Origin of the sequence: Brevundimonas aurantiaca (assembly GCF_904830995.1) — a bacterium.
Taxonomy (GTDB): Bacteria; Pseudomonadota; Alphaproteobacteria; order Caulobacterales; family Caulobacteraceae; genus Brevundimonas; species Brevundimonas aurantiaca.
Window position 1 is genome coordinate 1,044,466 of record NZ_CAJGVD010000001.1, and the last position, 26,527, is coordinate 1,070,992.

General features: G+C 66.7%; 22 protein-coding genes and 2 tRNA genes. 10 read left to right on the plus strand and 14 right to left on the minus strand.

Translation table 11 applies throughout. The annotated features are described in order from the left end of the window. Window positions 1-21: 21 nt before the first annotated feature. Entirely contained in the window at window positions 22-1,194 is a 1,173-nt protein-coding gene (locus JMT67_RS05195) for an N-acetylmuramoyl-L-alanine amidase family protein (RefSeq protein WP_183214788.1), read from the minus strand. A gap of 510 nt (window positions 1,195-1,704) precedes the next feature. Between JMT67_RS05195 and JMT67_RS05200 the strand changes: the two genes are divergently transcribed. Genes JMT67_RS05200 through JMT67_RS05210 form a run of 3 tightly spaced genes read left to right on the plus strand, consistent with a single transcriptional unit; the run spans window position 1,705 to window position 6,644 of the window. Next, complete coding sequence (locus tag JMT67_RS05200) at window positions 1,705-4,371, plus strand: Rne/Rng family ribonuclease (RefSeq protein WP_201462870.1); 2,667 nt, start codon at window positions 1,705-1,707, stop codon at window positions 4,369-4,371. Between the two features lie 58 nt (window positions 4,372-4,429). Then, complete coding sequence (locus tag JMT67_RS05205) at window positions 4,430-5,830, plus strand: M48 family metalloprotease (RefSeq protein ID WP_152950658.1); 1,401 nt, start codon at window positions 4,430-4,432, stop codon at window positions 5,828-5,830. 28 nt (window positions 5,831-5,858) lie between these two features. Then, complete coding sequence (locus JMT67_RS05210; RefSeq protein WP_201462871.1) at window positions 5,859-6,644, plus strand: DsbA family protein; 786 nt, start codon at window positions 5,859-5,861, stop codon at window positions 6,642-6,644. Window positions 6,645-6,688: 44 nt separating this feature from the next. Here JMT67_RS05210 and JMT67_RS05215 read toward each other — a convergent pair whose 3' ends face one another. The 4 genes from JMT67_RS05215 to JMT67_RS05230 form a co-directional block, all read right to left on the minus strand. Beyond that, entirely contained in the window at window positions 6,689-8,710 is a 2,022-nt protein-coding gene (locus tag JMT67_RS05215) for a DUF3857 domain-containing transglutaminase family protein (RefSeq protein ID WP_201462872.1), read from the minus strand. Window positions 8,711-8,814: 104 nt separating this feature from the next. Then, complete coding sequence (gene tuf, locus JMT67_RS05220) at window positions 8,815-10,005, minus strand: elongation factor Tu (RefSeq protein WP_183217189.1); 1,191 nt, start codon at window positions 10,003-10,005, stop codon at window positions 8,815-8,817. A 52-nt stretch (window positions 10,006-10,057) separates the two neighbouring features. Further along, window positions 10,058-10,131 (minus strand) — tRNA-Gly (locus JMT67_RS05225). Between the two features lie 78 nt (window positions 10,132-10,209). Continuing rightward, window positions 10,210-10,293, minus strand: a tRNA-Tyr gene (locus JMT67_RS05230). Window positions 10,294-10,441: 148 nt separating this feature from the next. On the opposite strand from JMT67_RS05230, the gene rlmB reads away from it, so the two are divergent. From rlmB to JMT67_RS05245, 3 genes are read left to right on the plus strand one after another with little or no spacing between them, the layout of a single operon-like run. Continuing rightward, the gene (gene rlmB, locus JMT67_RS05235; protein ID WP_183214794.1) at window positions 10,442-11,326 is read left to right on the plus strand and encodes a 23S rRNA (guanosine(2251)-2'-O)-methyltransferase RlmB; all 885 of its coding nucleotides are present in this window, start codon (window positions 10,442-10,444) and stop codon (window positions 11,324-11,326) included. Window positions 11,327-11,357: 31 nt separating this feature from the next. Further along, on the plus strand, window positions 11,358-12,167 hold the full coding sequence (locus JMT67_RS05240) for a TerC family protein (protein WP_183214795.1): 810 nt from the start codon (window positions 11,358-11,360) through the stop codon (window positions 12,165-12,167). Then, window positions 12,164-12,493 (plus strand): rhodanese-like domain-containing protein, encoded by a 330-nt coding sequence (locus tag JMT67_RS05245; protein WP_183214796.1) that lies wholly within the window; start codon window positions 12,164-12,166, stop codon window positions 12,491-12,493. The genes JMT67_RS05240 and JMT67_RS05245 overlap by 4 nt, the downstream gene beginning before the upstream one ends. On the opposite strand, the gene JMT67_RS05250 is transcribed toward JMT67_RS05245, so the two are convergent. Continuing rightward, window positions 12,490-12,837: a carboxymuconolactone decarboxylase family protein gene (locus JMT67_RS05250; protein ID WP_054766191.1), complete on the minus strand. Its 348-nt coding sequence runs from the start codon at window positions 12,835-12,837 to the stop codon at window positions 12,490-12,492. The two genes, JMT67_RS05245 and JMT67_RS05250, sit on opposite strands and share 4 nt — an antisense overlap. A gap of 65 nt (window positions 12,838-12,902) precedes the next feature. Between JMT67_RS05250 and JMT67_RS05255 the strand changes: the two genes are divergently transcribed. Beyond that, window positions 12,903-13,217: an ArsR/SmtB family transcription factor gene (locus JMT67_RS05255; protein ID WP_152950662.1), complete on the plus strand. Its 315-nt coding sequence runs from the start codon at window positions 12,903-12,905 to the stop codon at window positions 13,215-13,217. A 10-nt stretch (window positions 13,218-13,227) separates the two neighbouring features. Here the strand turns inward: JMT67_RS05255 and metG are convergent, their stop codons facing one another. The 3 genes from metG to JMT67_RS05270 all read right to left on the minus strand — a co-directional run bounded on the left by metG (window position 13,228) and on the right by JMT67_RS05270 (window position 16,790). Then, a complete protein-coding gene (metG, locus tag JMT67_RS05260; RefSeq protein WP_054766193.1) occupies window positions 13,228-14,928 on the minus strand; it encodes a methionine--tRNA ligase in 1,701 nt (566 codons plus the stop codon). A 54-nt stretch (window positions 14,929-14,982) separates the two neighbouring features. Then, complete coding sequence (locus tag JMT67_RS05265) at window positions 14,983-16,329, minus strand: MATE family efflux transporter (protein ID WP_201462873.1); 1,347 nt, start codon at window positions 16,327-16,329, stop codon at window positions 14,983-14,985. Window positions 16,330-16,391: 62 nt separating this feature from the next. After that, window positions 16,392-16,790: a DUF1489 family protein gene (locus JMT67_RS05270; RefSeq protein ID WP_201462874.1), complete on the minus strand. Its 399-nt coding sequence runs from the start codon at window positions 16,788-16,790 to the stop codon at window positions 16,392-16,394. A 103-nt stretch (window positions 16,791-16,893) separates the two neighbouring features. Between JMT67_RS05270 and JMT67_RS05275 the strand changes: the two genes are divergently transcribed. Beyond that, window positions 16,894-17,184 carry a putative quinol monooxygenase gene (locus tag JMT67_RS05275; protein ID WP_201462875.1) on the plus strand — a complete coding sequence of 97 codons (291 nt, stop codon included), beginning with the start codon at window positions 16,894-16,896 and terminating at the stop codon, window positions 17,182-17,184. 7 nt (window positions 17,185-17,191) lie between these two features. Here the strand turns inward: JMT67_RS05275 and JMT67_RS05280 are convergent, their stop codons facing one another. Further along, window positions 17,192-19,201: an acetyl/propionyl/methylcrotonyl-CoA carboxylase subunit alpha gene (locus JMT67_RS05280; protein ID WP_201462876.1), complete on the minus strand. Its 2,010-nt coding sequence runs from the start codon at window positions 19,199-19,201 to the stop codon at window positions 17,192-17,194. Window positions 19,202-19,300: 99 nt separating this feature from the next. On the opposite strand from JMT67_RS05280, the gene JMT67_RS05285 reads away from it, so the two are divergent. After that, window positions 19,301-19,912, plus strand: coding sequence for a TIGR02466 family protein (locus JMT67_RS05285; RefSeq protein WP_201462877.1), 612 nt, complete (start codon window positions 19,301-19,303; stop codon window positions 19,910-19,912). A 7-nt stretch (window positions 19,913-19,919) separates the two neighbouring features. Here the strand turns inward: JMT67_RS05285 and JMT67_RS05290 are convergent, their stop codons facing one another. After that, window positions 19,920-20,258 carry a GIY-YIG nuclease family protein gene (locus JMT67_RS05290; RefSeq protein ID WP_201462878.1) on the minus strand — a complete coding sequence of 113 codons (339 nt, stop codon included), beginning with the start codon at window positions 20,256-20,258 and terminating at the stop codon, window positions 19,920-19,922. 9 nt (window positions 20,259-20,267) lie between these two features. Then, entirely contained in the window at window positions 20,268-20,432 is a 165-nt protein-coding gene (locus JMT67_RS05295; protein WP_233455805.1) for a GIY-YIG nuclease family protein, read from the minus strand. 325 nt (window positions 20,433-20,757) lie between these two features. Here JMT67_RS05295 and JMT67_RS05300 point away from each other — a divergent pair, with 325 nt between their 5' ends. Further along, entirely contained in the window at window positions 20,758-21,483 is a 726-nt protein-coding gene (locus JMT67_RS05300; RefSeq protein WP_201462879.1) for a hypothetical protein, read from the plus strand. A 3-nt stretch (window positions 21,484-21,486) separates the two neighbouring features. Here JMT67_RS05300 and clpB read toward each other — a convergent pair whose 3' ends face one another. Together clpB and JMT67_RS05310 are read right to left on the minus strand one after the other, a co-directional pair. Then, complete coding sequence (clpB, locus tag JMT67_RS05305) at window positions 21,487-24,075, minus strand: ATP-dependent chaperone ClpB (protein WP_201462880.1); 2,589 nt, start codon at window positions 24,073-24,075, stop codon at window positions 21,487-21,489. 149 nt (window positions 24,076-24,224) lie between these two features. After that, window positions 24,225-26,513 (minus strand): TonB-dependent receptor domain-containing protein, encoded by a 2,289-nt coding sequence (locus tag JMT67_RS05310; RefSeq protein ID WP_201462881.1) that lies wholly within the window; start codon window positions 26,511-26,513, stop codon window positions 24,225-24,227. Window positions 26,514-26,527: the final 14 nt, after the last annotated feature.

A 26,527-nucleotide genomic window follows, 5' to 3' on the forward strand; every position in this document is an offset into this window, starting at 1 on the left:
GCCGGCTTGGTTGCCGACCGGTCAGGGCTGACCGGCGGGTCCGTCGGTGGAGGCGGTCACCAGGGCCGCGGCGGGCTCGCGGAAATAGCGGTCGATGCCGTCGGCGACCGACCTCATCAGGCGGCGACGCGCCCGTTCGTCGGTCAACAGCCGTTCGTCCTCGGGATTGGTGATGAAGCCCATCTCCAGCAGAACCGCCGGCACATCCGGCGCCAGAAGCACGGCCAGGCCCGCATCGCGATGGCTGCGGCGCAGCAGCGGATGGTCCGAGGCCTCCAAATGCGTCAGCAGCACACGGGCGAACTGGGCCGACCGGTTCTGGGTCGCACGCTGGGTCATGTCCAGCAGGATGCGGTCCACCGAAGGATCGCGGCCGGGCAGATGCAGTTCGCGATGCCAGTTGTCGCTCCGCGTGAACTCGCGCACCGCCCGTCCTGCGCCCTGTTCGGACAGGGTGTAAACGCTGGCGCCCCGCACGGCCGGGTCCGTCCCAGCATCCGCGTGCAGCGAGATGAACAGATCCGCGTCGGCCCGACGCGCAATGGCGACACGGCGATACAGATCGACATAGGTGTTGGTTTCGCGTGTCAGCAGAACGCGATACCGGCCCGTGCGCTCCAACTCGGCCTTCAGGGTCAGGGCCGCGGCAAGAGTCACCTCACTCTCACTCACCTTCGCGCCGCTTGCCCCCGGATCGCGGCCGCCGTGGCCCGCGTCGATGACGACCAGCGGTTTTTCGGCACGTCGGGGAGCCGGGGTCGGCGAGACACGCGGCGCAGCGGGGCCGACGGCGCCTCCGTTCGCCTTTAGATCGACCACATAGCGATAGTGGGCCACCCCGTCGCCAGGCGGCAGAAGAAAGCGTCGCTCGATCTGGCTGTCGCGCGCCAGCTCCAACTCAACGCGAGAGGCGCCGCCGACCGCCGTCACCTGATAGGCGCGGACAAGGCCCGATCCGCCGCCGTTCAGGCCGCGTCCCGGCGCCACTCCGGCCAGAGCCAGGGTGATCCGTCCGCCGTCTCCCGCATTGATCACGCGCCCCTGTGTGGACTTGTCCAGATCAATGACTACACGGGTCCGATCCCGGTCGGCGCCGAACCGCACGGCCAGCACGTCGCCCTGGGCGCCCCAGGCGAAACCGCGCGTCGCAAACAGGACGCAGGCGCAGATGACCACGAAGGCCAGGGCGGTCATCGCCCATTCCTTCGCGCCCCAACGGCTCATCCCTGTGACAGCGCGACCACCCATGACGCCTGCAAACCACTCCTACTGCGACTTCGGATCCATCATGCCAGAGGCTCGTATTCAGGGGGTTAAGGCCGAACACCTTTTAATTCGCATGCAGCGTGACTATGCTGTGGTCCGTCCGCGAAACGATCGCGCCCTTTCGCCCTTGCGAATGGGGGCGCGCCCTCCTCGCGGCGCTGACTTTCACCAATCCGAGAACCGCCCCGGCGTCGCCGATGGTTCGAAGAGCGGACCAGGGTCGCGGCCTTCCCCCCAGGTTTGGCGCGCCCGGTTCAGGACCGACGACCTCCATGGGCCTTTCCGCCTGCCTTCCCCTACGGCTTGACCAAGCCTCTTTCGCCCTCCTCGGCGAAGGGAAGTCGCACGCGCCGGCCCCTACCCCCATTCGGCGAGCCGCCATGACCCTGCCCGGTGTTCCGGGACGGTCGGCTTGTGCGCGCCAGAGAGAGACTTTCCATGTCAAAGACCATGCTGATCGACGCGGCCCACCCGGAAGAAACCCGGGTCGCGATCGTAGACGGACGCCAGATTGAGGAATTCGATTTCGAATCCCGCGCGAAGCGCCAGCTTCGCGGCAACATCTATCTTGCCAAGGTCACTCGCGTAGAGCCCAGCCTACAGGCCGCCTTTGTCGAATACGGCGGCAACCGTCACGGCTTTCTGGCCTTCAACGAAATCCACCCGGACTACTACCAGATCCCCGTCGCCGACCGCGAAGCCATCATGGCCGAGGCGCATGACGACGAGGACGAGGACGATCTGGATCGGGAATCCACCGGCGACGACGTCGATCCGGAGGCCGCCCTGGCCGACGAAGAGCGGCTGAAGCGCCGGCTGATGCGCCGCTACAAGATCCAGGACGTCATCAAGCGTCGCCAGATCCTGCTGGTGCAGGTCGTCAAGGACGAGCGCGGCGCCAAGGGCGCAGCCCTGACCACCTGGCTGTCGCTGGCCGGCCGCTACTGCGTCCTGATGCCCAACACCGGCAAGGGCGGCGGCATCAGCCGCAAGATCACCAACACCTCGGACCGTCGCCGGCTGAAGAGCGCCGTCGCGGCCCTCGACGTGCCCAAGGGCATGGGCCTGATCATCCGCACCGCCGGCGCCAAGCGCACCAAGGCCGAGATCAAGCGCGACTATCAATATCTGCTGCGTCTGTGGGAGACGATCCGCGAGACAACCCTCGCCTCCCACGCCCCCTCTCTGATCTACGAAGAAGAGAACCTCGTCCGGCGCGCCGTGCGCGACATGTTCGACAAGGACTTCGACGGCATTCAGGTCGAGGGCGTCGAGGGCTTCAAGGAAGCGCGCGACTTCATGCGCGTGCTGATGCCCGCTCAGGCCAAGAAGGTTCACCTGTACCGCGGCTCGCGCCCCCTGTTCGCGGCCAACGGCATCGAAGAACTGCTGACCCAAATCCACCAGCCGGTCGTGCCGCTGAAGTCGGGCGGCTATCTGGTCATCAACCAGACCGAAGCCCTGGTGGCTATCGACGTCAACTCGGGCCGCGCCACCAAGGAACGCAACGTCGAACAGACGGCGTTCAAGACCAATCTGGAAGCGGCGGAAGAAGCCGCCCGCCAGCTGCGCCTGCGCGACCTCGCCGGCCTGGTCGTCATCGACTTCATCGACATGGATGAAGGCAAGAACAACCGCGCGGTCGAGCGTGTGTTGAAGGAGGCCCTGTCGACCGACCGCGCCCGTATCCAGATGGGCCGCATCTCGCCCTTCGGCCTGATGGAGATCAGCCGCCAGCGTCGTCGCCTGGGCGTGATCGAGGGCGCAACCGAGGCGTGCCCGCACTGCCAGGGCACCGGCCGCATCCGCTCAGCCGAATCCGCCGCCTTGATGACCCTGCGCGCTGTCGATATCGAGGCCGGCAAGAACGGCGCGGGCGTCGTGGTGCTGAAGGTCTGCACCGCCGTCGGCCTTTACATCCTGAACCACAAGCGCGCCTATCTGCAGTCGCTGCTGGAGCGTCGCGGTCTGAACGTCATCGTCCAGATCGACGACAGCCTGGGCCAGGGCGAACACAATATCGAGCGTACCGAGACCAACGAGGACTTCGTCGCGCCCGAGATCGAGATGCCCAACCTCGACGACGATTTCGACGCCTCCCTCTATGAAGACGAGGATGAGGAGGACGACGAAGAGATCATCACCGACGACGAGGACGACGATCTGGACGCCCTGGACCGCGAGGACAGCGACGATGACGAGCCGCGCGAGCGGGCCGAACGTCACGACGGGGGCGGTCGCGGACGGAACCGTCGCCGTCGTCGCGGCGGGCGTCGCGACGAGGAGGGCGGGGAAACGGACACCGCCGATACGATGGATGTCGCCGACGCCTCGGACGATGAGGACGATGAGAACGGTCGCCGCCGTCGCCGTGGCCGCCGCGGCGGGCGCCGGGGGCGCGAGGGCGGCGAGCGCGACGTCTACAGCTGGGTGCGCGGCCGCACGCCGTCGCTGGACAATCCCTATGTCTGGTTCGATCCGCTGAATCCGGGACGGCCAGAGCCCCGCTCCGACCGTGCTGAGCGCGGCGATCGCCCCGCGGCGGCCGAGGCCGAGGTTGAAGGTCTGAACGTCGTCGCTGCGGCAAGCGGCGGCGAAGAGGGCGGACGGTCGCGGCGCCGTCGCAGACGCGGTCGGGGCCGAGGCGGCGACGCCCAGGACCTCAAGGCGGACGCCGCCGTCGCCGAAACCGCCGACGAGACCCCGGAGGCGGCGGTCCTGACCGAGACCGTCGCCGCCGAGGCTCAGCCGGAGGCGCAAGCCGAACCGCAATCCGCCGTACAGCCCGAGCCGCAGCGCCGTCGCGTGCGCCGCAAGACCGCCGCCGCCCCAGCCGTCGCGACGCCGGCCGAGGCGGAGGTCGAGGTCGAAGTCGAAAGCGAAACGCCAGCCGCCGCCGTCACGCCTGAGCCTGAACCGGTCCAGCCGGAAGCGACGCCGACGGCGGTCGAGGCCGACCAGCCGGTGCTGACGGCCGCGACGGCGGAGTTGGAAACCTTCGAGGCGCCCAAGCCCGAGGTCGATATCGAAGCCATCATCGCCGAAGACCCCAATCAAATCGTCGCCCCGCCTGAAAAGCCCAAGCGCGGGTGGTGGCGCCGCTGATCGGTCACGATTAAGCTGTCAGGATGCAGGCGGGGGCCGGTCGTTTTTGGAGTACGCCATGACGTGGCTTCCCCGATCCGCATCCCGCCTTCTGACCGCGGCGGCGGTGGGCTTTGCAGCCCTCGTCGCCGCCGGTCAGGCCTCGGCCCAGAGCCTGATCCGCGACACCGAGATCGAGGGGATCATCCGCGAATGGGTCGATCCGGTCTTCGTCTCCATGGGTCTGAACCCGTCCGACGTCGAGGTTCTTCTGGTCAATGACAATGAGCTGAACGCCTTCGCCACGCGCGGGCGGATCATGGGCGTGAACACCGGCCTGATCCTGCGGACCAAGAACCCCAATGAGCTGTTGGGCGTGATGGCGCACGAGGCGGGCCATATCAAGAACCGCCACACCCAGCGCGACGGGGCCCAAAACGCGGCCAAACAGCCGATGTTCATGACCATGGCCCTGGGCGCCCTGGCCATCGCCGCCGGCGCGCCGGATGCGGGCGTCGCCCTCTTGGGCTCCAGCCAGTATTTCGGCACGATCGGTGCCCTGCAATATATGCAGAGCCAGGAGGGCGAGGCCGATCTGACCGGCGCACGCGCCCTGGAGGCGGCCGGTGAATCCGGCGCGGGCCTGGTGTCCTTCTTCGAGAATTTCCGCGCCCAGGAGGTCTTCTCCGACGCCCGCCGCTATCCCTATTTCCGCAGCCACCCCCTGTCGTCGCAGCGGATCGAATCCCTCCGGCGTTTCGTGCAGGACCAGCCCCATTACGACCATCGCGACAGTCCCGAGCGGATGGCCCAGCACGCCCTGATCCTGGCCAAGATCCACGCCTTCATGGACCCGCCCAACACCACCCTGCGGGCCTATCCGTCTTCCGATGTCAGCCTGCCCGGCCGCTACGCCCGCGCCATCGCCTGGTATCGGGACGGCCAGACCGACAAGGCGCTGACGGCTGTGGACGCCCTGATCGCCGAAGACCCTCAGAACCCCTATTTCGCGGAACTGAAGGGCCAGATCTATTTCGAAGAGGGCCGCCCGACCGAGGCCGTAACCGCCCACCGCGAGGCGGTGCGGCTGAAGCCTGACGCCCCCCTGCTGCGGATCAACCTGGCCCACGCCCTGATCGGCACAGAGGACCCCAAGAACCTCGACGAGGCCATCGACCAGCTCAAACACGCCACGGTCGCCGAGCGCGAGAACACCATGGCCTGGCGTTTGCTGGGACAGGCCTACGCCGCCCAGGGCAAGGAGGGCGAGGCCCGGCTGGCGACCGCCGAATACTATTTCGCCGCCGGCCAGGAACAGCAGGCCACCCAGTTCGCCCTGCGGGCCCGCAGCATGCTGGACCCCAACTCCATTGAATGGCGCCGGGCGGTGGATATCGTCCTGGCGTCCGGCGCGACGCCCGATGATCTTTTGGACCTCGATCGCCGCGAAGCCGGCCGTCGTCCCGCCACCCTGAACTGATCCCCCTCCCCGCCTGTTGCGAGACTTCATGACCCACGACGCCCCCGCGCCCGAGACACCCGCCGCTCCGCCCGCCCCGGCCCGCCGGATGAACGGGGCCGTCGCCGGCTATGTCGCCCTGGGGGTGTCGGTGGTCGCCCTGGGCCTGGCCGCCGCGCCCTATCTCGGCGGCGGGTCCAGCGATGTCCGCGCCTATCTCCTGGAACATCCCGAAGTCCTGCAGGAAGCCAGCCTCGCCTTGCAGGCCAAGGAGGGGCAGGCCCGGGTCGATGAAACCAACCAGGCCGCCGCCGCCAACGCCGCGCTTCTGGCCCCCGACCGCCGCGACCCCGCCTTCGGTCCGGCCGACGCCAAGGTCACGGTGATCGAATTCTTCGACTTCCGCTGCCCCGGCTGCAAGGCGGTGGCGCCCCAGTACCGCGCCCTGATGGCCGCGCATCCGGACGTCCGGTTCGTCTTCAAGGATTGGCCGATCCTGGACCGGGGAGAGGACATAACCTCGCAATACGCCGCCCGCGCCGCCCTGGCCGCCCATCAGCAGGGCAAGTATCTCGAGGTCTATGACGCCCTGATGACCGAGCGGGCCCTGACGCCAGAGGCCATCGACCGCATCCTGGTCGAACACGGCGTCGATCTGGCCCGCGCCAGGGCGGCCCTGGCGGCGCCTGACACCACCCGCCACATCGCCGACATCCACACCACGGCCGCCGCCCTGAAGCTTCAAGGCACCCCGACCTTCTTCGTCAACGGCAAGGCCGCCGCCAGCATCGACCCGGCCGAAATCGCCCGCATGATCGAGGCTGCGAAGCGATGAGGTTCAGGGCGCCAGCGGGCTGAAGCCCGACAGCACGCCGCGGATCAGGCGGCCTGCAGCAGCAAGCGCAGGGCGCCGAAGGCGAAAACCAGCCCAAGCACCAACAACCAGCTTTTCCAGCCCGTCGCGCCGGTCGACGGGCTCTTCAGCTTTCCGGACCTGTTGGTGGCGAGGTCGAAGCTGACGCCGTTGGACGCCCGCATTTTCTGCAAGAAGGCGAAGTAGTCCTGAACCGCCTCGACCGGAACAATGCGGCGTTCGACATCGACTTCGATCAGATGTCGCCCCTTGTATTCATCCAGCCATCTGAACTCGCTGACGCCGTGCACGCCTGGCCCCTCGAAACGCAGCCGCCACGGCGTGATCTGTGGTTTTATGGGGAAGACGAAGAGGCGTTCCGTCCTGACGATGCGCGGCGATCCCAGATCGATGGGCTGGTCGCGGCGGGGACGGTACTGGGTCTTCAAGGTCTCTCCGACCACGTCGTCGCGGGACTCGAAACGGACGCCCTTGTCGCCCCCTTCATTGACCGCATAGGGCCTGTGAACCCGATAATGCTCAAGGACCTCCAGCCGGTTGGCTGCGGGATCGTCGCTCCAGATCAGCGGCTCCAGCTCCGATAGCTCGCCATAGGCCGACTCCAGCCCTTCGCGCATCCGCAGGCTGACGCCGTCAGCCCCCTCGTTCTCACGCCAGCGACGCATGTCGTCGGCGCGCCAGTCTCGATAGACGGTCCTGAGCTTGAGCTCGGCCGGATCAGTGGCCTTGTGACCGAAGGTCCAGTGCTCCGTGGTCTCGCAGATCATTTTTCGTGCCGCTTCCGGAATCTTCTCCAACTCCGCATCTTCGGCCAGCGGCAGGCCGACCTTGTAGGGCGGGCGCGTCAGATGGGAGAGGCTTCCGAACTGCGGCGAACAGGTCGGGTCGAACCACCAGGCCTGTCCGTCGACCTCCACCCGCACGATACAGTGGTCGAAGGCCGTTGCATGGGGCAGCGCCTCGGCCAGCCCCTCGCGCAACTGCGTATTCACCAGGGCGGGACAAGCCTTGAAGCCCAGCCGCGTGAGAATGGCGACGAGAAGACGAGACGCGTCCTTGCAGTCGCCATACCGGCTGTCCCAGATGTCCCTGATGGTGCGTGGACGAAAACCGCCCGCGCCCACGCCGATCGAATGATACCGCAACAGGCGCTGGACATATCTCAGCGCCTCCGCGACGCGCCCCTCAGCCGTGTGGGGTGCGGCGGCCATTTCGGCGACCGCGTCTTCCAGGCCCGCCGGCAGAACGTCCGTCGCATAGGCCTCGCGAAACAGGTCGGAGACGTCCGACCAGGTCATGCTGTCGGCGATGTGGACCTCGGCGTGGCCGACAAAGGATGCGGGCGTATCCGCGTCATAGATGTAGACCGGCGCGTCGATCATGCGCCAGCGCAGTTGGCGCACCCCGTCCTCGACCGTGTCCTCGACCGGCGGAACCGCGCCCCGGGTCTGCATCGCGAGGCGCCGGTCCTCGGGAGCGCGAAGGCGGCAATCCGTCTCGATCGCAGGCGACGACCACTGTAGGCGGAAGTGCTGACTTAGGCGTCCTGCCAGGGCTGGATTGGCCCCGACGATGCTGAAGGCTGTTTCGACGACATCGCCGATGCGCACATCGGGAATGATCATGTGCGCCGTCAAACGACCGTCGTACATGGCCCGTTCGAGGTTCAACTCCCGCCGCAGCAGTTCAAACGCCGCCGGACTGGCGGCCTCCCGGCGCACTCCATCCCGCAAGACACTGGCGGTATGGACGACTAGATGTTCGTGAGCGGGATCAAACGTAATCTCGAAGCTGGCGCAGGTCTGAAGGCCGTCGCCGCCGGTCACCTTCTGCACCAGGCGGGAGCTATAGACGGGAACAGGTCCGCATACGTCCACCAGGGTCTCAGACAGGATGTAGCAGACGCCCCTCTTGCTCAGCGCAAACGGATCCCGATCGCCCAGGTCGATCGCACGCTGCGGAAACGTCTGTGGCGGCGGGGCGAACCTCAGCCGCGCGGTCTTATAGTCCTCGTCTCCGTAAGCCATTGGATCTCCCCCAGGCTTCACCGTAGAGCAACGGGACCGAAAGCAAAACGGCCCCCGGATTTCTCCGGGGGCCGCTGAGGTCTTCGGGTCGTTTGGACCGTCGATTACTCGACGATCTTGGCCACGACGCCGGCGCCGACGGTGCGGCCGCCTTCACGGATGGCGAAGCGCAGGCCCTGGTCCATGGCGATCGGGGTGATCAGTTCGACGTTCAGCTCGGCGTTGTCGCCGGGCATGATCATCTCGACGCCTTCCTTCAGCTTCACGATGCCGGTCACGTCGGTCGTGCGGAAGTAGAACTGCGGACGATAGTTGGTGAAGAACGGGGTGTGACGGCCGCCCTCTTCCTTGGTCAGGATGTAGGCCTCGGCCACGAACTTGGTGTGCGGGGTGATCGAACCCGGCTTGCACAGAACCTGACCGCGCTCGACGTCTTCACGCTTGGTGCCGCGCAGCAGAACGCCGACGTTGTCGCCCGCCTGGCCCTGATCCAGCAGCTTGCGGAACATTTCGACGCCCGTGCAGGTCGTCTTCTGGACCGGACGGATGCCGACGATCTCGACTTCTTCACCGACCTTGATGATGCCCTTCTCGACGCGACCGGTCACCACGGTGCCGCGGCCCGAGATCGAGAAGACGTCTTCCACCGGCATCAGGAACGGCAGGTCCACCGGACGTTCCGGCTGCGGGATGTAGCTGTCGACGGTTTCCATCAGGGCCAGGATGCGCTGCTCGCCGATCTCCGGGTTCACGCCGTCGGTCGCGGCCTTGGCCGACCCCTTGGTGATCGGGATCTCGTCGCCCGGGAACTGGTACGAGCTCAGGAGCTCGCGCACTTCCATCTCGACCAGCTCCAGCAGCTCTTCGTCGTCGACCAGGTCGACCTTGTTCATGAAGACCACCAGGGCCGGCACGCCCACCTGACGAGCCAGCAGAATGTGCTCGCGCGTCTGCGGCATCGGGCCGTCAGCGGCCGAAACCACCAGGATCGCGCCGTCCATCTGCGCCGCGCCGGTGATCATGTTCTTCACATAGTCGGCGTGGCCGGGGCAGTCGACGTGCGCATAGTGACGGTTCGCCGTCTCATATTCCACGTGCGCCGTGTTGATCGTGATGCCGCGCGCCTTCTCTTCCGGCGCAGCGTCGATGTCGGCGTAGTTCATCGCCTTGGCGCCGCCGGCCTTCGCCAGCGTCATCGTGATCGCCGCCGTCAGCGTCGTCTTGCCGTGGTCAACGTGACCGATCGTGCCGATGTTGCAGTGCGGCTTCGTGCGTTCGAACTTTTCCTTGGCCATGGCCAAACTCCTGATGGCCCGGGTTGAGGGGCGCGATGCTGATCTAAAAACCTGGAGCGGGTAGACGGGATCGAACCGACATCCTCAGCTTGGAAGGCTGCTGCACTACCATTGTGCTATACCCGCGCGGAGACTGCGGAAGTTCCGGGGAACGCCGCAGCCGATTCCTCTCCGTCGTCCTGATCCGTCGTGTTCGAAGGCGCGTGGTGGGGGAAGAAGGACTCGAACCTTCGAAGCTTACGCAGGGGATTTACAGTCCCCCCCCTTTGCCGCTCGGGACATTCCCCCAACGCGCCTTGTCGAACCGCCGGACCCCTCGTTCCGCCCATAATCAAGCGGGACGAAACAAAAGCCTTCGGCATGTCGCCTCCTCTGCGATAGAGGGGGCGCCCAGACCCGAAAGCCCTTGGGGCTCCAAATCGGAGGGCGTCTTATAGTGTCGTCGAAATCAGAACGCAACGACCGTAGAAGCGGTAAAAAGCCAATCCCAGCAAACCCATCTTCCGGCCCGCGGGAAAGGGGCCAAAAGCCTGTCACAAAAGGCTTTTCCGGCCGAGAGGATGCCAGCCGAACCCCGCGTTCGCCCGATCGCGGCAAGGCGGACGCCGATAATTTTCTGTGGGGCCGTCACCCCGTCCTCGCCGCCCTGGCGAATCCGGCGCGGCGCGGCATGGGCCGGTTGCTGGCCACGCCCGAGCGCGCCGCCGAAATCGAGGAGGGCCGATTGGCGCATGGCCACAAGATCGAAGTGGTCGAGGGTCAGATCCTGACCCGCATGCTGCCGCCCGGCGCCGTCCATCAGGGTCTGGCCTTCAAGGTCCAGCCGCTGGAAGGGGTGTCGCTGGACGATCTGGCCGATCCGGCCCAGGGGGTCATCGTCATGCTGGACCAGTTGACCGATCCGCAGAACGTCGGCGCCGTCTTCCGCTCGGCCCTGGCTTTTGGGGCGCGAGGAATCGTCGTTCAGGATCGCCATGCGCCCGCCCTGGCCGGCGCCCTGGCCAAGGCGGCGGTCGGCGCCACCGAACGCCTGCCCCATGCGCGAGTGACCAATCTGTCGCGCGCCCTGGAAAGACTGGCGGATCTGGGCTGGCGCGCGGTCGGCCTGGACGGTTCGGCCGAGCAGACGCTGGAAGAGGCGCTGGACGCCCAGCCGACGGTCCTGGTCATGGGTTCCGAAGGCGACGGCATCCGTCGTCTGGTGGCCGAACATTGCGACGTCCTGGCCAAGATCCCCATGCCGGGCGGATTCGAGAGCCTGAACGTCTCCAATGCGGCGGCCGTGGCGCTTTATGAGGCTGCGCGCGCGCAACGCGGCTGACAGACGGCGCGGGCGAGGTTAAGGAGCCGCCATGGAAATCCTCTCTTCTCCCGAACTCGCCAGCCAAGCGACCGCGCTGGGCCAGGTTCTGCTGATGGATCTGGTCCTGGCCGGCGACAACGCCGTCGCCGTCGGCTTGGCCGCCGCCGCCCTGCCCCAGGAACAGCGCAAGAAGGCCATTCTGATCGGCCTGGCCGCCGCCGTGGTCATGCGCATCGGCTTCGCCCTGATCACCGTGCAGCTGCTGGCCCTGGTCGGGCTGCTGCTGGCGGGCGGTCTTCTGCTGCTTTGGGTCTGTTGGAAGATGTGGCGAGAACTGCAGGAGCAGCGCACCCACGATCAGGCCGAGGCGGAAAAGGAGCTGGAGCTCGCCCTGAGCATCGAGCACGGCACCGGCCCCTCGCCCGAAGAGCTGGGCGTCAAGCGCAAGTCCTTCGGCGCCGCCCTGCTCCAGATCATGATCGCCGACATCACCATGTCGCTGGACAATGTGCTGGCCGTCGCCGGCGCCGCCCACGAACACCCTTGGATCATGGTCTTCGGCCTGATCCTGTCCATCGCCCTGATGGGTGTGGCGGCGACCTATATCGCCCGCCTGCTGCACCGCTTCCGCTGGATCGGCTATTTCGGTCTGGTCGTGGTTCTGTACGTCGCCCTGCATATGATCTGGGACGGCGCGCGTCAGGTGGTGGTCCGCACCGGCCATATGGATGAGTTCAACGCCTCGGCGCCGGCCTTCATCGAGATAAGTCCCGAGGAAGCGGCCAAACACATGGGCCAAAAGCGGATTGAGGACAGTTCCGCCCCTGCGCCCGCCGCCCCGACTGCGCCCGCCGCATGACGGTCGCGACGGTCGATGTCGAAACCGCCGCCGCCTGGCTGCAAGCGGGCGAAGCCGTGCTGATCGACGTGCGCGAGGCGGACGAGTTCGCCGCCGCCCACGTCGAGGGCGCGATCCTGGCCCCGCTCAGCGCCATGCCCGCAGCCTGGCAGGCGCTGGACCTTCCGGCCGACCGCAAGATCGTGGTCATGTGCCTGAAGGGCGGTCGCAGCCATCAGGTCTGCGCCTTCATCGGCCCGACCGGGCCGGAGGGTCAGCCGCTGTTCAACCTGACCGGTGGGATCCAGGCCTGGTACGCCGCCGGTCTGCCGATCATCGAGGGTTAGTCGGCCTCGGCGAACTGGTCGTAGGCGCGCAGGGCGTCGGCGGCGTACATCAGGGCCGGGCCGCCGCCCATATAGACCGTCATGGCCATGACTTCGGCGATCTCGTCGCGCGTCGCGCCCAAATCCTTCAGCGCCTTGGCATGAAAGCCGATACAGCCGTCGCACCGCTGGGACACGCCGATCGCCAGGGCGATCAGCTCTTTGGTCTTCTTGTCCAGGGCGCCGTCGGCGGTCGCCGTCTTGGCCAGTTCCGAAAAGGCCTGCATCGGCCCCGGCTGCGCCCGGCGCAGTTCACCGATATAGGCCGAGATATCGCGCGTCAGCGCCGTATAGTCCTTGGCCATAACGGCCTCCTTTTCAATTTCGATATTTATGATATGATCGAAATATGAAATGTAAAGACCTACCGATGACCGCTGTCTTCGACGGCCTTCCGGCCCGAGCGGATCAGGCGGCGGCGTTTCTGAAGGGGCTGGCCAGTCCGCACCGGCTGCTGATCCTGTGCGCCCTGGCCCAGGGAGAGCGCAACGTCTCCACCCTGATCGCCGAGACCGGCATGGCCCCTACATCCATGTCCCAGCATCTGGCCAAGCTGAAGGACGAGGGGGTGATCGACGTTCGCCGCGACCACCGCACCCTGACCTATTTCATCGTCCATCCGGCGGCGGTTCAGGTCATGGACGTGCTGCACGCCCATTTCTGCGGGAGCCTCCAGGCGGACTGAGGCGGTCGCCCTACTCCGCCCCGCCGAAGCGTTCGGACCATTCCGCGACCTGGGCGTCTTCGATCTTGGCGAACAGCACGCCCTGAGCCTCGACCTTGCCGCCGACCGGCAGACGGTTCAGCAAGTCCTCGTCCGCTGCGGGCCAGCTGAGATCGGTCGAACCGACCGAGGCGGCGATCTTCTCAGCCGAGAAGGGCAGGATCGGCGCCGCCAAACGGGCGAACAGGGCCACCAGGTTCAGGCCGGTGCGCACGCCCACCGCCGCCCGGTCGCGGTCGGTCTTCAGGGCGGTCCAGGGGGCGGCGACCTGCAGATATTCGTTGCCCAGCACCCAGGCGGCGCGGATGGCGACGGCGGCCTTGCGGAACTCCATCGCCTCGAACTGTTCGGTCGCCTCGGCCACGGCGGCCCGAATGTCGGCCTCCAGCTGGATCTCGACCGGACCGGGTTCCCCGCCCTCCGGCACGACGCCGTCGAACTTGGACTCGGCGAACTTGACGATCCGGTTGACGAAGTTGCCCAGAACGTCAGCCAGATCCTTGTTGGTCGAGGCCTGGAAATCCTCCCAGGTGAAGGCCGAATCCGCGTGTTCCGGCCCATAGGCCGTCAGGCGCCAGCGCCAGTAGTCGGCCGGCAGCAGCTCCAGCGCCTGGTCCATGAAGACGCCGCGCTTCTGGCTGGTCGAGAACTTGCCGCCGTACCAGTTCAGCCAGTTGAAGGCCTTCAGCTGGTCCACCGTCTTCCACGGCTCGCCCGAGCCGATGATGGTCGCCGGGAAGCTGACGGTGTGGAAGGCGACGTTGTCCTTGCCCATGAACTGGACATAGCGGACGTCCTCGGCCCCCTCGTCCAGACGCCACCAGTCGCGCCAAGTCCGGCCCGCGGCCTCGGCCCACTCCTCGGTCGCGGCGATATATTCGATGGGGGCGTCGAACCAGACGTAGAAGACCTTGTCCTCCATGCCGGGGCGGGGAAAGCCGTCCTTGGTCACCGGCACGCCCCAGGCCAGGTCGCGGGTGATGCCCCGGTCGATCAGCCCCTCGTCCAGATGCTTGTAGGCGATGGACTTGGCCAGCGTCTGCCAGCCGGTCTTGCCGTCGACCCAGGCGCGGATCTGGGGCTCGATTTTGGTCTGAAGCAGATAAAGGTGGCGGGTGTCGCGCACCTCCAGATTCCGAGAGCCCGACACCGACGAATAGGGGTCGATCAGGTCGGTCGGGTCCAGCAGCCGGCCGCAGTTGTCGCACTGGTCGCCGCGCGCGCCGACATGGCCGCAGTGGGGGCAGGTGCCCTCGACATAGCGGTCGGGCAGGAAACGGGCGTCGTCGATCGAATAGATCATCCGATCCACCCGCTCCTCGATCAGGCCGTTCTTCTCCAGGGCCTCGGCGAAATGCTGGGTCAGGCGATGGTTCTGCGGGTTGGACGACCGGCCGAACCAGTCATAGCTGAGGCCGAAGGCCTGGCCGGCGGCCTTTTGGATCTCGTGCTGCTCGTCGCAATAGGTGCGGACGTCCTGACCGGCGGCGGCGGCGGCCAGCTCGGCCGGGGTGCCGTGCTCGTCGGTGGCGCAGATATAGAGGACCTCATGGCCTTGAGCCCGCTTGAACCGCGCCCAGACGTCGGCCGGCAACATGGAGCCCGCCAGATTCCCCAGGTGCTTGATGCCGTTGATGTAGGGCAGCGCCGAGGTGATGAGGATGCGGGCCATGATCGTCCAGGAGTTCGGGGAAGCGCAGGGATATAGAGCGGCGGCGCGGTTTCCTCAAACGCCTTGCGGCAGACGGCGCGCAATACGGATGAATCGCCCCGTCAACAGGGTCGAGGAGGCAAGGCTGGCGATGACCACCGCCCACACCAAGCCGTTCACGCCCATTTGGTGCGCGAGGACCCAGCCCAGCGGCATCATCACAGCCCCATAGGCGGTGAAATGCAGGATGGTCGGCCACCAGACGTCGCCCGCCGCGCGGTTCGCCTGGGCGGCCACCACCTGGATTCCGTCCGCGACGAAGAAGAGGGTCGCCAGCACCAGGGCCGGGGCGGCGATGGCCAGGAGCGCCGGATCGCGGTTATAGGCGCCGACGATTAGATGGGCGCTGGGCCAGACCGCCAGGGCGACGACGAAGGTCAGGGCCGTGACGACGCCCAGGCCGACCAGACCGGCGCGCAACACCCCTCGCCCGTCGCCGGCGCCATAGCTGCGTCCCACCAGCACCGCCGTCGCCGAGGACAGCCCCATGGGCAGCATGAAGACAATGGCCGAGACGTTCAGCACCACGGCCCAGGCCGCCGTCTCGGCCGCGCCGATCTGGCCGGCGAAGAAGGTGAAACCGGAAAAGGCCCCGACCTCGATAAAATAGGAGGCGCCGGCGCCCAGGCCGACCTTGACCTGTTCCCGCGCGGCCTTGGGATCGCGCTCGGGCTTGTCGAAGACGCCGAGCGCCCGCGCCTCGGGCAGGCGCAGGATGTAGATCACCAGAAAGAGCGCCAGGGCCGCCCGCGCCCCGAAGGTCGCCCAGGCCGAGGCGAAGGCGCCGTTGAAGCCGATCCCCAAAAGATCCGGCACCAACAGCAGGTTCAGCGTCAGATTGACCCCATTGGCGACCCACATGGCGACCATGCCGGGCTTGGGCCGCCCCAGGGCTTCCAGGAAGAATTGGCCCGTCACCGAGATCAGATAGAAGGGCATGGACAGGGCGAAGACGATCAGGGCGGGGCTCGCCCCCTCGGCCAGACCGTCTTCCAGGCCCATCTTGCCGAGTCCCCAGGGTCCGACCACGATCAGGGCGATCATGGAGACCACGCCGATCTGCAAAGAATAGGTCAGGCCCCGGCGCAGCACCGAGCCGACCGCGTGCCGCCGTCCCTCGCCCAGCATCCGCGCGGTCATCACCTGAACGCCCAGCATCAGACCGACCGCCGTCGTCACCACGATGGACGTCGGCGCCCAGGCCAGAGAGTGGAAGGCCAGTTCGCGGCTTGAGAAATTGCCGACGACAATGGCGTCGGTCAGACCCATGGTCATGATGCCGATCCGCGCCAGGATCACCGGCCAGGCCAGGTTCAGCAGGTCGTGGAAGGCGGTGCGGGTCTGGGAGCTGAGCGCGATCATCGGACGCGGCACAGGCCATGCGGGATCGTCGGGGTCAACTCCCAAAAACTCTGAGGTCTTGGCTACCAGGCGCCCAGTTCACGCAGTTGACGGACCAGCTCCTCCGGCGCCTCGCCGGCGTCCAACGTGTCCAGATCAGGCGGGACGTCCTTGGGCTCGAAATAGCGCCAGCCCTGGAAGGGCCGCCGCGCCAGGGGCGCCGTGCGGATCACCCGAGGCTCCAGCATGATCTCGCACCGGCTCTGCTTGCCCTCGCCCAGGGTCGTGATGTCCAGAACCGGCTGGCGACAGACGATCACGCCCTTCACCACCCAGTACAGCGACCCGCCGTCCTCGATCTCCGCGGCGCGTTTGGGCGTCATCCGGGTGTGGACCACCAGAGGCCCGCCCTTGGCGGCGCGGCGTTCCAGCCATTCGACGTCGGGAACCCCGACGCCCAGCTTGATGATGTGAAGCGGCATGGCGACCACGTAATCTCCCCTAGAGGTCTTGGCCAGTTTCTCTTTACGCTCAAGCTTTAGGCTTCGTCTGGCGCCTGATTATTCACGGCGCAACGGAACGCTCATGTACGGATTGATCACACGCCTGACGGCGTATCCCGGCCGCCGCGACGAGTTAGCGCTTCTGCTGACGGACCCGGCGGTGAAGAGGCACGGCTGTCACTCCTATGTCGTCGCCCATGATCTCAACCACCCGGACGCACTATGGGTGACCGAGGTCTGGGTCGATCAGCCCACCCACCAGTCCTGGAGCCTCTACGTGCGGGAAAGCGGCATGTTGCGAACCGTCTATCGGCTGATGGCCAAGATGGACGACCCCATCCTGACCCGACCCCTGGGCGGGATCGGGCTTTGAACCGCAGTCAGTCCGTCGCCTTGACCACCGCCAGCACCGCCGCCTCGACGACCTGATCGCCGACGGCGGCGACGCTTTCGACCACCCCGTCGAACGGCGCGGTCAGGGCGTGCTCCATCTTCATCGCCTCCAGCACCACGACAGGCTGGCCCTTGGTCACGGCGTCGCCCGCCTTGACCGGGGCGGCGACGACCTTGCCCGGCATGGGGGCGCGAAGAGAGCCGTCGGAGGGGACGCCCGCTGTCGTCGAGGCGGCCTTGTGGGGACGAACATTCACCGACAGGCCATTGTCGAAGAGGACGGCATCCCCCTCCCCCTCACCGAGCCGGAAGCCAAGGCGGCGACGGTCAGGACCGGCTTCCATGCCAGATCGAATTCCTTTCAGCCGGTTGCCGGGCACCTTCTTCACTCGTAGAGCGCCATCACCGCAATCGACCGCATAAGACCATTGCTCCGCACCCGGCGAAATCGTGGCAGAGCGGCGGACGCCATCCGCGTCGATCACCAGAAGAGACGACGGAGACGCATTGAGGCGGAACCCGAACAAGTCGCTGACGCGCGTATCCCAAGCGTCGGCGTTGTCACGATTGACGAACCGCCAAGTCATTTCTTCCGCCACCAACACCGCGCCGGCCGCAACAGCTTCATCGGAAGCCGCAGGGACAAGAGCCGCCTCCTCCGCCGCGATAAAGCCTGTGTCCACATCCCCCGCCACGAAACGCGGATGGTCTAGGCATCGCGCCAGGAAGCCCGCATTGGTCTTGACCGGCCAAACCTCGACCTCGCCCGCCGCCTCGGCCAGGCGCGCCGCAGCCGCCTCGCGGGTGTCCTCATGGACGATCAGCTTGGCGATCATCGGGTCGTAGAACTGGCTGACTTCGGCGCCCTGTTCCACACCCGTGTCGACGCGAATCCCGTCGGGCATGACGAAATGCTCCAGCCGCCCGATGGACGGCAGGAAGCCGGTCGCCGGATCCTCGGCATAGAGGCGGGCCTCCATGGCCCAGCCGTTCAGGCGGATCTGATCCTGCTTCAGCGGCAGGGGCTCGCCCGCCGCCACCCGGAACTGCCATTCGACCAGGTCGACGCCGGTCACGCTCTCGGTCACCGGGTGCTCGACCTGAAGCCGGGTATTCATCTCCATGAACCAGACGCCGTCCGCCTTCAGCCCGTCCGAGGCGTCGGCGATGAATTCGATCGTCCCGGCGCCGACATAGTTGACCGCCTTGGCCGCCTTGATCGCCGCATCCGTCACGGCGGCCCGAACAGCCTCGCTCATGCCCGGCGCCGGCGCCTCTTCGATCACCTTCTGGTGGCGGCGTTGCAGGGAGCAGTCCCGCTCATACAGATGCACGACCTCGCCGTGCCGGTCTCCGAACACCTGCACCTCGATATGGCGCGGGCGGGTGATGTAGCGTTCGATCAGCACCCGGTCGTCGCCGAAGGCGGCCGCCGCCTCGCGCCGGGCGCTGGCCAGGCCGGCGGCGAAATCGGCCGGATCATCGACCCGTTTCATCCCCTTGCCGCCGCCGCCCGCGACCGCCTTGATCAGCACCGGATAGCCGATCCGCGCCGCCTCGGCCGTCAGGGTCTCTTGCGACTGGTCCGCGCCCTGATAGCCGGGCGTCACCGGCACCCCGGCCTGGATCATCAGTTCCTTGGCCGCGTCCTTCAGCCCCATGGCCCGGATCGAGGCCGGGTCCGGCCCGATCCAGATCAGCCCCGCCGCCGCCACCGCCTCGGCGAAGTCGGCGTTTTCGCTCAGGAAGCCATAGCCGGGGTGGATGGCCTCGGCCCCCGTCGCCTTGGCCGCCGCCAGCACCTTGGCCCCGTCCAGATAGCTCTCACGCGCCGGCGCCGGCCCGATCAGCACCGCCTCGTCCGCCGCCCGCACATGCAGGGCCTGGGCGTCGGCCTCGGAATAGACGGCGATGGTGCGAATCCCCATCCGCTGGGCGGTGCGGAAGACGCGACAGGCGATTTCGCCGCGATTGGCGACAAGGACGGACTTGAACATGCCCCGGTCTTAGCCGGATCGTGCGCCCCTGCCCAGCGCTTCTCCCCGGCTGCGACGGCGAGGCCTTGCGCCCCGCGCCAGACCGGCTATCCCGGCCCCATGTCCCTGCGCCCCCTCTTCGTCACCCAGGTCTATGAAGCCTCCCTCGCCGAGGGACGCGGCTGGCCCGCCTTCAACGCCCAGCTGATCGAGGTGGTCCGGATGATGGCCGAAGAAGACGCCGCCGGCCGCCGCTGGTGCCGCGACAACGCCTATCGCGGCTACACCTCCTACGCCTCTCTCAACGACCTGCCCCAGCGCTTCCCCGAGTTCGCCGAGCTGAAGCGCCACCTGGACCGCCACGCCCTGGCCTATGCCCAGGCGCTGAATTTCGACCTGGCCAGGAAGCCGCGTCTGGACAATCTGTGGGTCAATATATTGAAGCCCGGCGGCGGCCACACCAGCCATATCCACCCCCACGCCTTCCTGTCCGGCACCGTCTATATCGACGTGCCCGACGGCGCCTCCGCGCTGAAGCTGGAAGACCCCCGCCTGCCCTTCATGATGGCCCGCCCCGGCCTCACCGACGACGCCCCCGAGGCCGAACGCCCCTTCGTCTATCTGCGGCCCCAGGCCGGGACGGTGCTGATGTGGGAAAGCTGGCTGCGCCACGAGGTGCCGACCAACCAGGCCAAGTCCGACCGGATTTCGATCAGCTTCAACTACGCCTGAGGCCAGGTCAGTCTTCGACCGGCGGCGTCCAGTTCGGATCATTGACCGGATACCAGCCCTCGGCCAAATCCCGCCAATCTGGATTCGTCGCCTCGATCAGCTTCAGCTTCCAGTCGCGCAACCACTTCTTGATCCGCTTCTCGCGACGAATGGCCTCCACCACCCAGGCGTGCTGCTCGAACCAGACCAGCCGGGTGCAGCCATAGGCCTTGCCGAAGCCGTCGAAGGCGCCGGTCCGATGCTTCCACACCCGCGCCGTCAGGTTGGCGGTCATGCCGGTGTAGAGCGTGCCGTTCCGCCCGCTGGCCATGATATAGGTGGCGATGAAGGTCCGATGGGTCGGCATTCGCACAACCTATACGACGCTCTCACTTCCGTCATCCACGCCGAAGCCGTCGAAGGCGCCGGTCCGATGCTTCCACACCCGCGCCGTCAGGTTGGCGGTCATGCCGGTGTAGAGCGTGCCGTTCCGCCCGCTGGCCATGATATAGGTGGCGATGAAGGTCCGATGGGTCGGCATTCGCACAACCTATACGACGCTCTCACTTCCGTCATCCACGCCGCCTCCCCCTTTCGTCATCCTCCGGCGAGCGCAGCGAGACCGGGGGACCCAGCGGCGCGCGAGAGCGCGAACCTGTCGCGGGCCAGGTGCTCCAGCATCGTGCGGCGGAAAGATTTCGCCTGACGGCGCCGCTGGGTCCCCCGGTCTGCGCCGCGAAGACGCGGCTTGCCGGAGGATGACGAAAGGGAGATCATCAGCCATGGGCGAGCCAAGTGACGACTGTAGAATTCTCGTGTTCGTGCGGCCTTCAAACGTCAAACCAACCAGGTCTCTAGCTCACAGAATGAAGACCTTCCTTCTTACAGGGGAAGGAACGGAATGCCTCGATCACAAGCAGTTTTCCGTCCATCACAAGGCAGGAAAGATAGCTGATTACCTCCTTTGGAATCGTCAGTTCATCGCGGAACTCAAGCAAATCGAAGGCTATCCCGCAGCGCGGATGACCAAGCTAATGAACGAGGCACTTCGCCAAGAGCCGCGCATCTTCATTTTTGGCACCGTGAATATGCAGCGCGTTTTGGCAGACCGAGAAAATGGTGCCGAGATAAACGAAATGATGATGTCGATCGGCGGGCGCCCGGTTCGAAAAATGCTCCAACAGGCCGACCTTCAAATCAAAGACACCCGCCTAAAACTGCAACTTTCCAACGCAGCCGGCTTAGCAGTTGTCCTAATCGACGAACCGCAGAAGATTGACGCGGCTGTCGCTGCCAATGCTGTGCGCGTGGCTCTTCAGGCCAATGAGCCAGCTATTCGAGAAATCGACTACGTTTGGGTTTCCATTGAAACTCATCAGGTCGCACTCCCCGATGGGAGATTGGGATACCCAGAACTGTGCATCTGGCGTGCAAACAGACGCTCAGTGATGGAAAGACATATGATGGGTGAGATGATCGAAGCTTGGGCTCAGTTTAACGACGTGGAAATCGAAAATCTCGATCACACGGCCGGCTGGCAAACCCTGACCCCAGTGGGGTCAGGGTGGCCGTTATCACTTCGGCTTGAGTAGCCCCTAATGCACCCGCGCCTTCCCGATCTCCAACCCACCCTCGCCGGCGGTGACCGCAATCACCCCGCCGTCCTCGATCTCGCCGGCCAGCAGCTTGCGCGCAATCGGGTCCACCAGCTCCTTCTGGATCACCCGCTTCAGCGGCCGCGCCCCATAGGCCGGGTCGTAGCCGCGGTCGGCCAGCCAGGCCAGGGCGGCGTCGTCCAGGTCCAGCGTCATGCGGCGGTCGGCCAGCAGTTTTTCGAACCGTGACAGCTGGATCCGCACGATCCCGCCCATCTGTTCGCGGCCCAGGCGGTGGAACAGGATGATCTCGTCGATCCGGTTCAGGAACTCGGGCCGGAAGTGGGCGCGGACGGCGTCCATGACGAAGGGGCGGACGGCCTCCACATCCTCGCCCTCGCCCTGATCGGCCAGATACTGGCTGCCCAGATTGGAGGTCATGATGATCAGGGTGTTGCGGAAGTCGATGGTCCGCCCTTGCCCGTCTGTCAGGCGGCCGTCGTCCAGCACCTGCAGCAGCACGTTGAAGACGTCGGGGTGGGCCTTTTCGACCTCGTCGAACAGGACGACCTGATAGGGGCGGCGACGCACGGCCTCGGTCAGGGCGCCGCCCTCGTCATAGCCGACATAGCCGGGAGGGGCGCCGATCAGGCGGCTGACGCTGTGCTTCTCCATATATTCGGACATGTCCAGCCGGGTGATGGCCGCCTCGTCGTCGAACAGGAAGTCGGCCAAAGCCTTGGTCAGTTCGGTCTTGCCCACGCCGGTCGGGCCCAGGAACAGGAAACTGCCCAGCGGCCGGTTGGGGTCGTTCAGACCGGCGCGGGCGCGGCGCACGGCGTCAGAGACGGCGGCCAAGGCCTCGTCTTGGCCCACCACGCGGGCGGACAGGGCCTCCTCCATCTTCAGCAGTTTTTCGCGCTCGCCCTCCAGCATCTTGTCGACAGGCACGCCGGTCCAGCGGCTGACGACGGCGGCGATCTGTTCGGCGTCGACCACCTCCGGCGTCAGGGGGCCGGATCTGTCGGCCTCGTTCGCCTCGGCCTCGGCCAGCTGTTTCTCGATCTGGGGGATCTGGCCGTAGGCGATCTCGGACGCGCGGCCGAGGTCGCCGGCGCGCTGGGCGTTGGTCAGTTCCAGACGCAGACGGTCCAGGGTTTCGCGCAGCTGGGCGCCCTGACCGACCTTTTCCTTCTCGGCCTTCCACTGGGCGGTCAGGTCGTCGGACTGGCCTTCCAGATCGGCGATCTCGTCCTCCAGCTTCTCCAGCCGGTGCTGGGAGGCCTGGTCGGTCTCCTTCTTCAGGGCCTCGCGCTCTATCTTCAGTTGCACCAGGCGGCGGTCGATCTCGTCCAGGGCCTCGGGCTTGGAGTCCACGGCCATGCGCACGCGGCTGGCGGCCTCGTCGATCAGATCGATGGCCTTGTCCGGCAGGAAGCGGTCGGTGATGTAGCGGTTCGACAGGGTGGCGGCGGCCACGATGGCGCTGTCGGAGATGCGGACCCCGTGGTGGACCTCGTACTTCTCCTTCAGTCCACGGAGGATCGACACCGTGTCCTCCACCGTCGGTTCGGAGACGAAGACCGGCTGGAAGCGGCGGGCAAGCGCAGCGTCCTTTTCGACGTGCTTGCGGTACTCATCCAGCGTGGTGGCGCCGACGCAGTGCAGTTCGCCGCGCGCAAGCGCCGGCTTCAGCAGGTTGGAGGCGTCCATGGCGCCGTCGCCCTTTCCGGCGCCGACCAGGGTGTGCATCTCGTCGATGAACAGGACGATCCCGCCCTCGGCCGCCGAGACCTCGGACAGGACGGCCTTCAGCCGTTCCTCGAACTCGCCGCGATACTTCGCGCCGGCGATGAGGCTGCCCATGTCCAGCGCCATGACCGTCTTGTCGCGCAGCGATTCGGGCACGTCGCCGTTGACGATGCGCAGGGCCAGGCCCTCGACGATGGCGGTCTTTCCGACGCCGGGCTCGCCGATCAGGACGGGATTGTTCTTGGTCCGCCTCGCCAGGACCTGGATGGTGCGGCGGATCTCTTCGTCGCGGCCGATGACGGGGTCGATCTTGCCGTCGCGGGCGGCCAGGGTCAGGTCGCGGGCGTAGCGTTTCAGGGCGTCGTAGCCGTCTTCGGCGGCGGCGCTGTCGGCGGTCTTGCCCTTGCGGACCTCGGCGATGGCGGCCTCCAGCTTGTCGGCCGTGACGCCCGAGGCCTTCAGCACCTCGGCGGCGGTTCCGCCCTCCTTGGCCAGGGCCGCCAGCAGGCGTTCGGTGGTGACGAAGGCGTCGCCGGCGGATTTTGAGGACTCTTCGGCGGCGGCGAAGACGCGGGCGGTGTCGCCGTCCAGATAGAGCTGACCCGAGCCGCCGGTGACCTGGGCGCGCTTCTTCAGCGCGGTTTCGACATCGGCCTCGGCGCGGCGGGCGTCGCCGCCGGCGGCGGTGATCAGGTTGCGGGCCAGGCCGTCGCGTTCCTCAAGCAAGACCTTGAGCAGGTGTTCGGGCGCGAACTGCTGATGGCGACGGGCCAGGGCCAGCGACTGGGCGGACTGGACCGCCTGTTTGGCGCGGTCGGAATAGAGATCGAGATTCATAGGTGTCCCCTCATCAGGCGGATTTCGCCCGCGCCGCCCTTTCAGGAAGCGACGACACGGGTCTGTGAAATCCAGATGGTGTGACCCGTCGGGCACACAAGGGGTGGCGGGCGGGAGATTTCACCCCGCCCGCGCTTCGCCGTCATGTCTCAGCCGCCTGTCGGACCGGTCGAGAAGTCGAACTGTTCCGGCTGGCGGCGCGGCCCGCCGAAGTTCCAGGTCAGGCCGACGTAGAAGGCCCGCAGCTTGATGTCCTGCTCCGAGCGTTCGCGGAACTGCGGCGTTTCATAGATCGTCGTGGTGTTGAAGGTGTTGAACAGGTCGCGCGCGGTGAAGTTGAACGACAGCTGCTCGTTCAGCTTGCGACGATAGCCCAGATTGACCATGCCGCCGGCCTCGCGCCGCCCTTGGGCCAGAAGACTGTCGCCCTGCCAGAAGCTGGACAGTTGGACGAAGTCCTTGGCCGTCGGCTGCCAGTTCAGGCTCAGACGCCCGCTGGCCAGTGTCGCCTCGCGGTCTCCGCCGCCGACCACGGCGCCCGAGTCGATCTCCTGACGGAAGACATTGACCCCGGCGCTGTAGCGCAGGGTCGACAGCAGCCGCCCATTCGCCGTCGCCTCGACCCCCACGTCCTGGCGCGAGCCCAGGTTTTCGGGCCGGGTCAGGAAGACGCCGCCGCCGATGTCGGTCGCCACGTCGGTAAAGGCCTTGTCGGTGTTCCGCAGATAGGCCGTCGCCTGATAGAAGCTCTGGCCCTTGCGCATCTGCCACATGGCTTCGAAGCTGTCGGTCTCCTGCGGCTCCAGGTCCGGATTGCCGGACCGGACGTTCAACGGGTCCTGATAGGCGACGAAGGGGTTTAGCTGGCCGGGCTGGGGCCGCTGGATGCGGCGCGAATAGCTGGCGCGCAGGGTCTGTTCGGCCGACAGCTGATATTGCAGATGGGCCGTCGGATAGGCGCGGAAATAGTCCTGGGACGCCGAGGCGCCGCCGGTCAGATCCTTGATCTCGATGTCGGCCTGTTCCAGGCGCAGCCCCAGCTGGGCCGACAGCTTCTCGCCCAAAGGACGTTCGTAGGTGGTGTAGAGGGCGTGCACCGTCTGCTCGGCCTCGAACCGGTTGTTCAGGGCCGGGACGGGCGTCAAGGCGGCCTCGGACGGGCCACGCAGGAAGCCGGCGTCCTGCTCGGGCCGCTGAAGGTTCAGCTCATAGCCCAGGCGCAGCTTGCCGCCGTCCGACATCGGGCGGGTATAGGCGCTGGTGAAGCCCCAGGTGACCTGATCGACCTCAGTCCGAGTGCGCTCGTACAGGGCCGCCGCCGCCGGCGTCAGGAAGGTGGTCAGGGCCTGGCTGGTGTTTTCATTGCTGTTGGAATCGTAGCGCAGTTCGTTGGACCATTCATGGCCGTCGCCGTCGAAGCGGCGCAGCACCCGGGCCGTGGCGCCCCAGTTGGCGAAGTCAAAGTCCGACGATCCCTCGCGCCGATAGGCGTTCGTCACCGCCCCTCCCGCGTTGCGTGTTTCGAACAGGCTGGAGGCCGAGCCCGTGCCGTCGAAGGCGACGCCGCGCAGTTCGCCGGTCAGCTGGGTCTTGTCGTCCAGCTTGTATTCGGCGGTGAAGCGGCCGAAGGCGCCGTTCTGCTCGGACTCGATCGGCTGATCGACGGTGGTGGTCGAAACCACGGCGCCGGTCGTCGGGTCCAGTTGCTCGCGCGTCCGGGTGAAGCTCAGCTCCGTCGGATCGGACCGATAGCTGACGTCGCCCGACAGGGTCAGCCGGTCCTTCTGCCACGATCCGCTGAGGCCAGCGTTCCAGCGGCCGTTGTCGCCGACATTCGCCCGCACCGAGCCGGTGGATTGCGTGCCCGGCTTGGGCGCCGTCGGCTTGGTGATCAGATTGATGACTCCGCCCGACCCCTCGGGGCTGTAGGCGGCCGAGGGATTGGTCATCACCTCGATCCGCGCATATTGGCTGGCGGGCAGTTGGATCAGCGCCTGCCCGCGACCGGGGCCGGTCAGAATGCCGGACGGGCGGCCGTCGACCAGTATGGTGACATTGGCGTCGCCGCGCAGGGAGACATTGCCCTCCGAGTCCACATCGACCGAGGGCACGTTGCGCAGGGCGTCGGCCAGGCTGCCGGAGGTCGCCTGCAGATCATTGGCCAGGCTGTAGCTGACGGAATCGATCGAGGTGCGGACGTCGTCGGCGCGCGCCGTCACGGTGACGTCGCCGACCGAGGCGGGCTGGTCGGAGGCCGGCTGGCCGGAGGCGGGCGGCGTCTGCCCGGCCGGCGTCTGCCCAGCCGGCGTCTGGGTCGGTCTCTGCTGAGCCGGCGCGGGCGTCTGCGACGGCTGCGGCGTTTGCGCCTGGGCCAGGGCGGCGGCGGGCAGCACGGCCCAGGCCGCGCCGAGCAGCAGAACAAGTTTGGACGACGTCATCCCCGATGATCCTG

What these genes read in the sequence shown, in the direction of transcription:
- JMT67_RS05195 (WP_183214788.1), bottom strand. Translation starts at nt 1,194, where the DNA reads ATGACCGCCCTGGCCTTCGTGGTCATCTGCGCCTGCGTCCTGTTTGCG.
- JMT67_RS05200 (WP_201462870.1), top strand. Translation starts at nt 1,705, where the DNA reads ATGTCAAAGACCATGCTGATCGACGCGGCCCACCCGGAAGAAACCCGG.
- JMT67_RS05205 (WP_152950658.1), top strand. Translation starts at nt 4,430, where the DNA reads ATGACGTGGCTTCCCCGATCCGCATCCCGCCTTCTGACCGCGGCGGCG.
- JMT67_RS05210 (WP_201462871.1), top strand. Translation starts at nt 5,859, where the DNA reads ATGACCCACGACGCCCCCGCGCCCGAGACACCCGCCGCTCCGCCCGCC.
- JMT67_RS05215 (WP_201462872.1), bottom strand. Translation starts at nt 8,710, where the DNA reads ATGGCTTACGGAGACGAGGACTATAAGACCGCGCGGCTGAGGTTCGCC.
- tuf (WP_183217189.1), bottom strand. Translation starts at nt 10,005, where the DNA reads ATGGCCAAGGAAAAGTTCGAACGCACGAAGCCGCACTGCAACATCGGC.
- JMT67_RS05240 (WP_183214795.1), top strand. Translation starts at nt 11,358, where the DNA reads ATGGAAATCCTCTCTTCTCCCGAACTCGCCAGCCAAGCGACCGCGCTG.
- JMT67_RS05245 (WP_183214796.1), top strand. Translation starts at nt 12,164, where the DNA reads ATGACGGTCGCGACGGTCGATGTCGAAACCGCCGCCGCCTGGCTGCAA.
- JMT67_RS05250 (WP_054766191.1), bottom strand. Translation starts at nt 12,837, where the DNA reads ATGGCCAAGGACTATACGGCGCTGACGCGCGATATCTCGGCCTATATC.
- JMT67_RS05255 (WP_152950662.1), top strand. Translation starts at nt 12,903, where the DNA reads ATGACCGCTGTCTTCGACGGCCTTCCGGCCCGAGCGGATCAGGCGGCG.
- metG (WP_054766193.1), bottom strand. Translation starts at nt 14,928, where the DNA reads ATGGCCCGCATCCTCATCACCTCGGCGCTGCCCTACATCAACGGCATC.
- JMT67_RS05265 (WP_201462873.1), bottom strand. Translation starts at nt 16,329, where the DNA reads ATGATCGCGCTCAGCTCCCAGACCCGCACCGCCTTCCACGACCTGCTG.
- JMT67_RS05270 (WP_201462874.1), bottom strand. Translation starts at nt 16,790, where the DNA reads ATGCCGCTTCACATCATCAAGCTGGGCGTCGGGGTTCCCGACGTCGAA.
- JMT67_RS05275 (WP_201462875.1), top strand. Translation starts at nt 16,894, where the DNA reads ATGTACGGATTGATCACACGCCTGACGGCGTATCCCGGCCGCCGCGAC.
- JMT67_RS05280 (WP_201462876.1), bottom strand. Translation starts at nt 19,201, where the DNA reads ATGTTCAAGTCCGTCCTTGTCGCCAATCGCGGCGAAATCGCCTGTCGC.
- JMT67_RS05285 (WP_201462877.1), top strand. Translation starts at nt 19,301, where the DNA reads ATGTCCCTGCGCCCCCTCTTCGTCACCCAGGTCTATGAAGCCTCCCTC.
- JMT67_RS05290 (WP_201462878.1), bottom strand. Translation starts at nt 20,258, where the DNA reads ATGCCGACCCATCGGACCTTCATCGCCACCTATATCATGGCCAGCGGG.
- JMT67_RS05295 (WP_233455805.1), bottom strand. Translation starts at nt 20,432, where the DNA reads ATGCCGACCCATCGGACCTTCATCGCCACCTATATCATGGCCAGCGGG.
- JMT67_RS05300 (WP_201462879.1), top strand. Translation starts at nt 20,758, where the DNA reads ATGAAGACCTTCCTTCTTACAGGGGAAGGAACGGAATGCCTCGATCAC.
- clpB (WP_201462880.1), bottom strand. Translation starts at nt 24,075, where the DNA reads ATGAATCTCGATCTCTATTCCGACCGCGCCAAACAGGCGGTCCAGTCC.
- JMT67_RS05310 (WP_201462881.1), bottom strand. Translation starts at nt 26,513, where the DNA reads ATGACGTCGTCCAAACTTGTTCTGCTGCTCGGCGCGGCCTGGGCCGTG.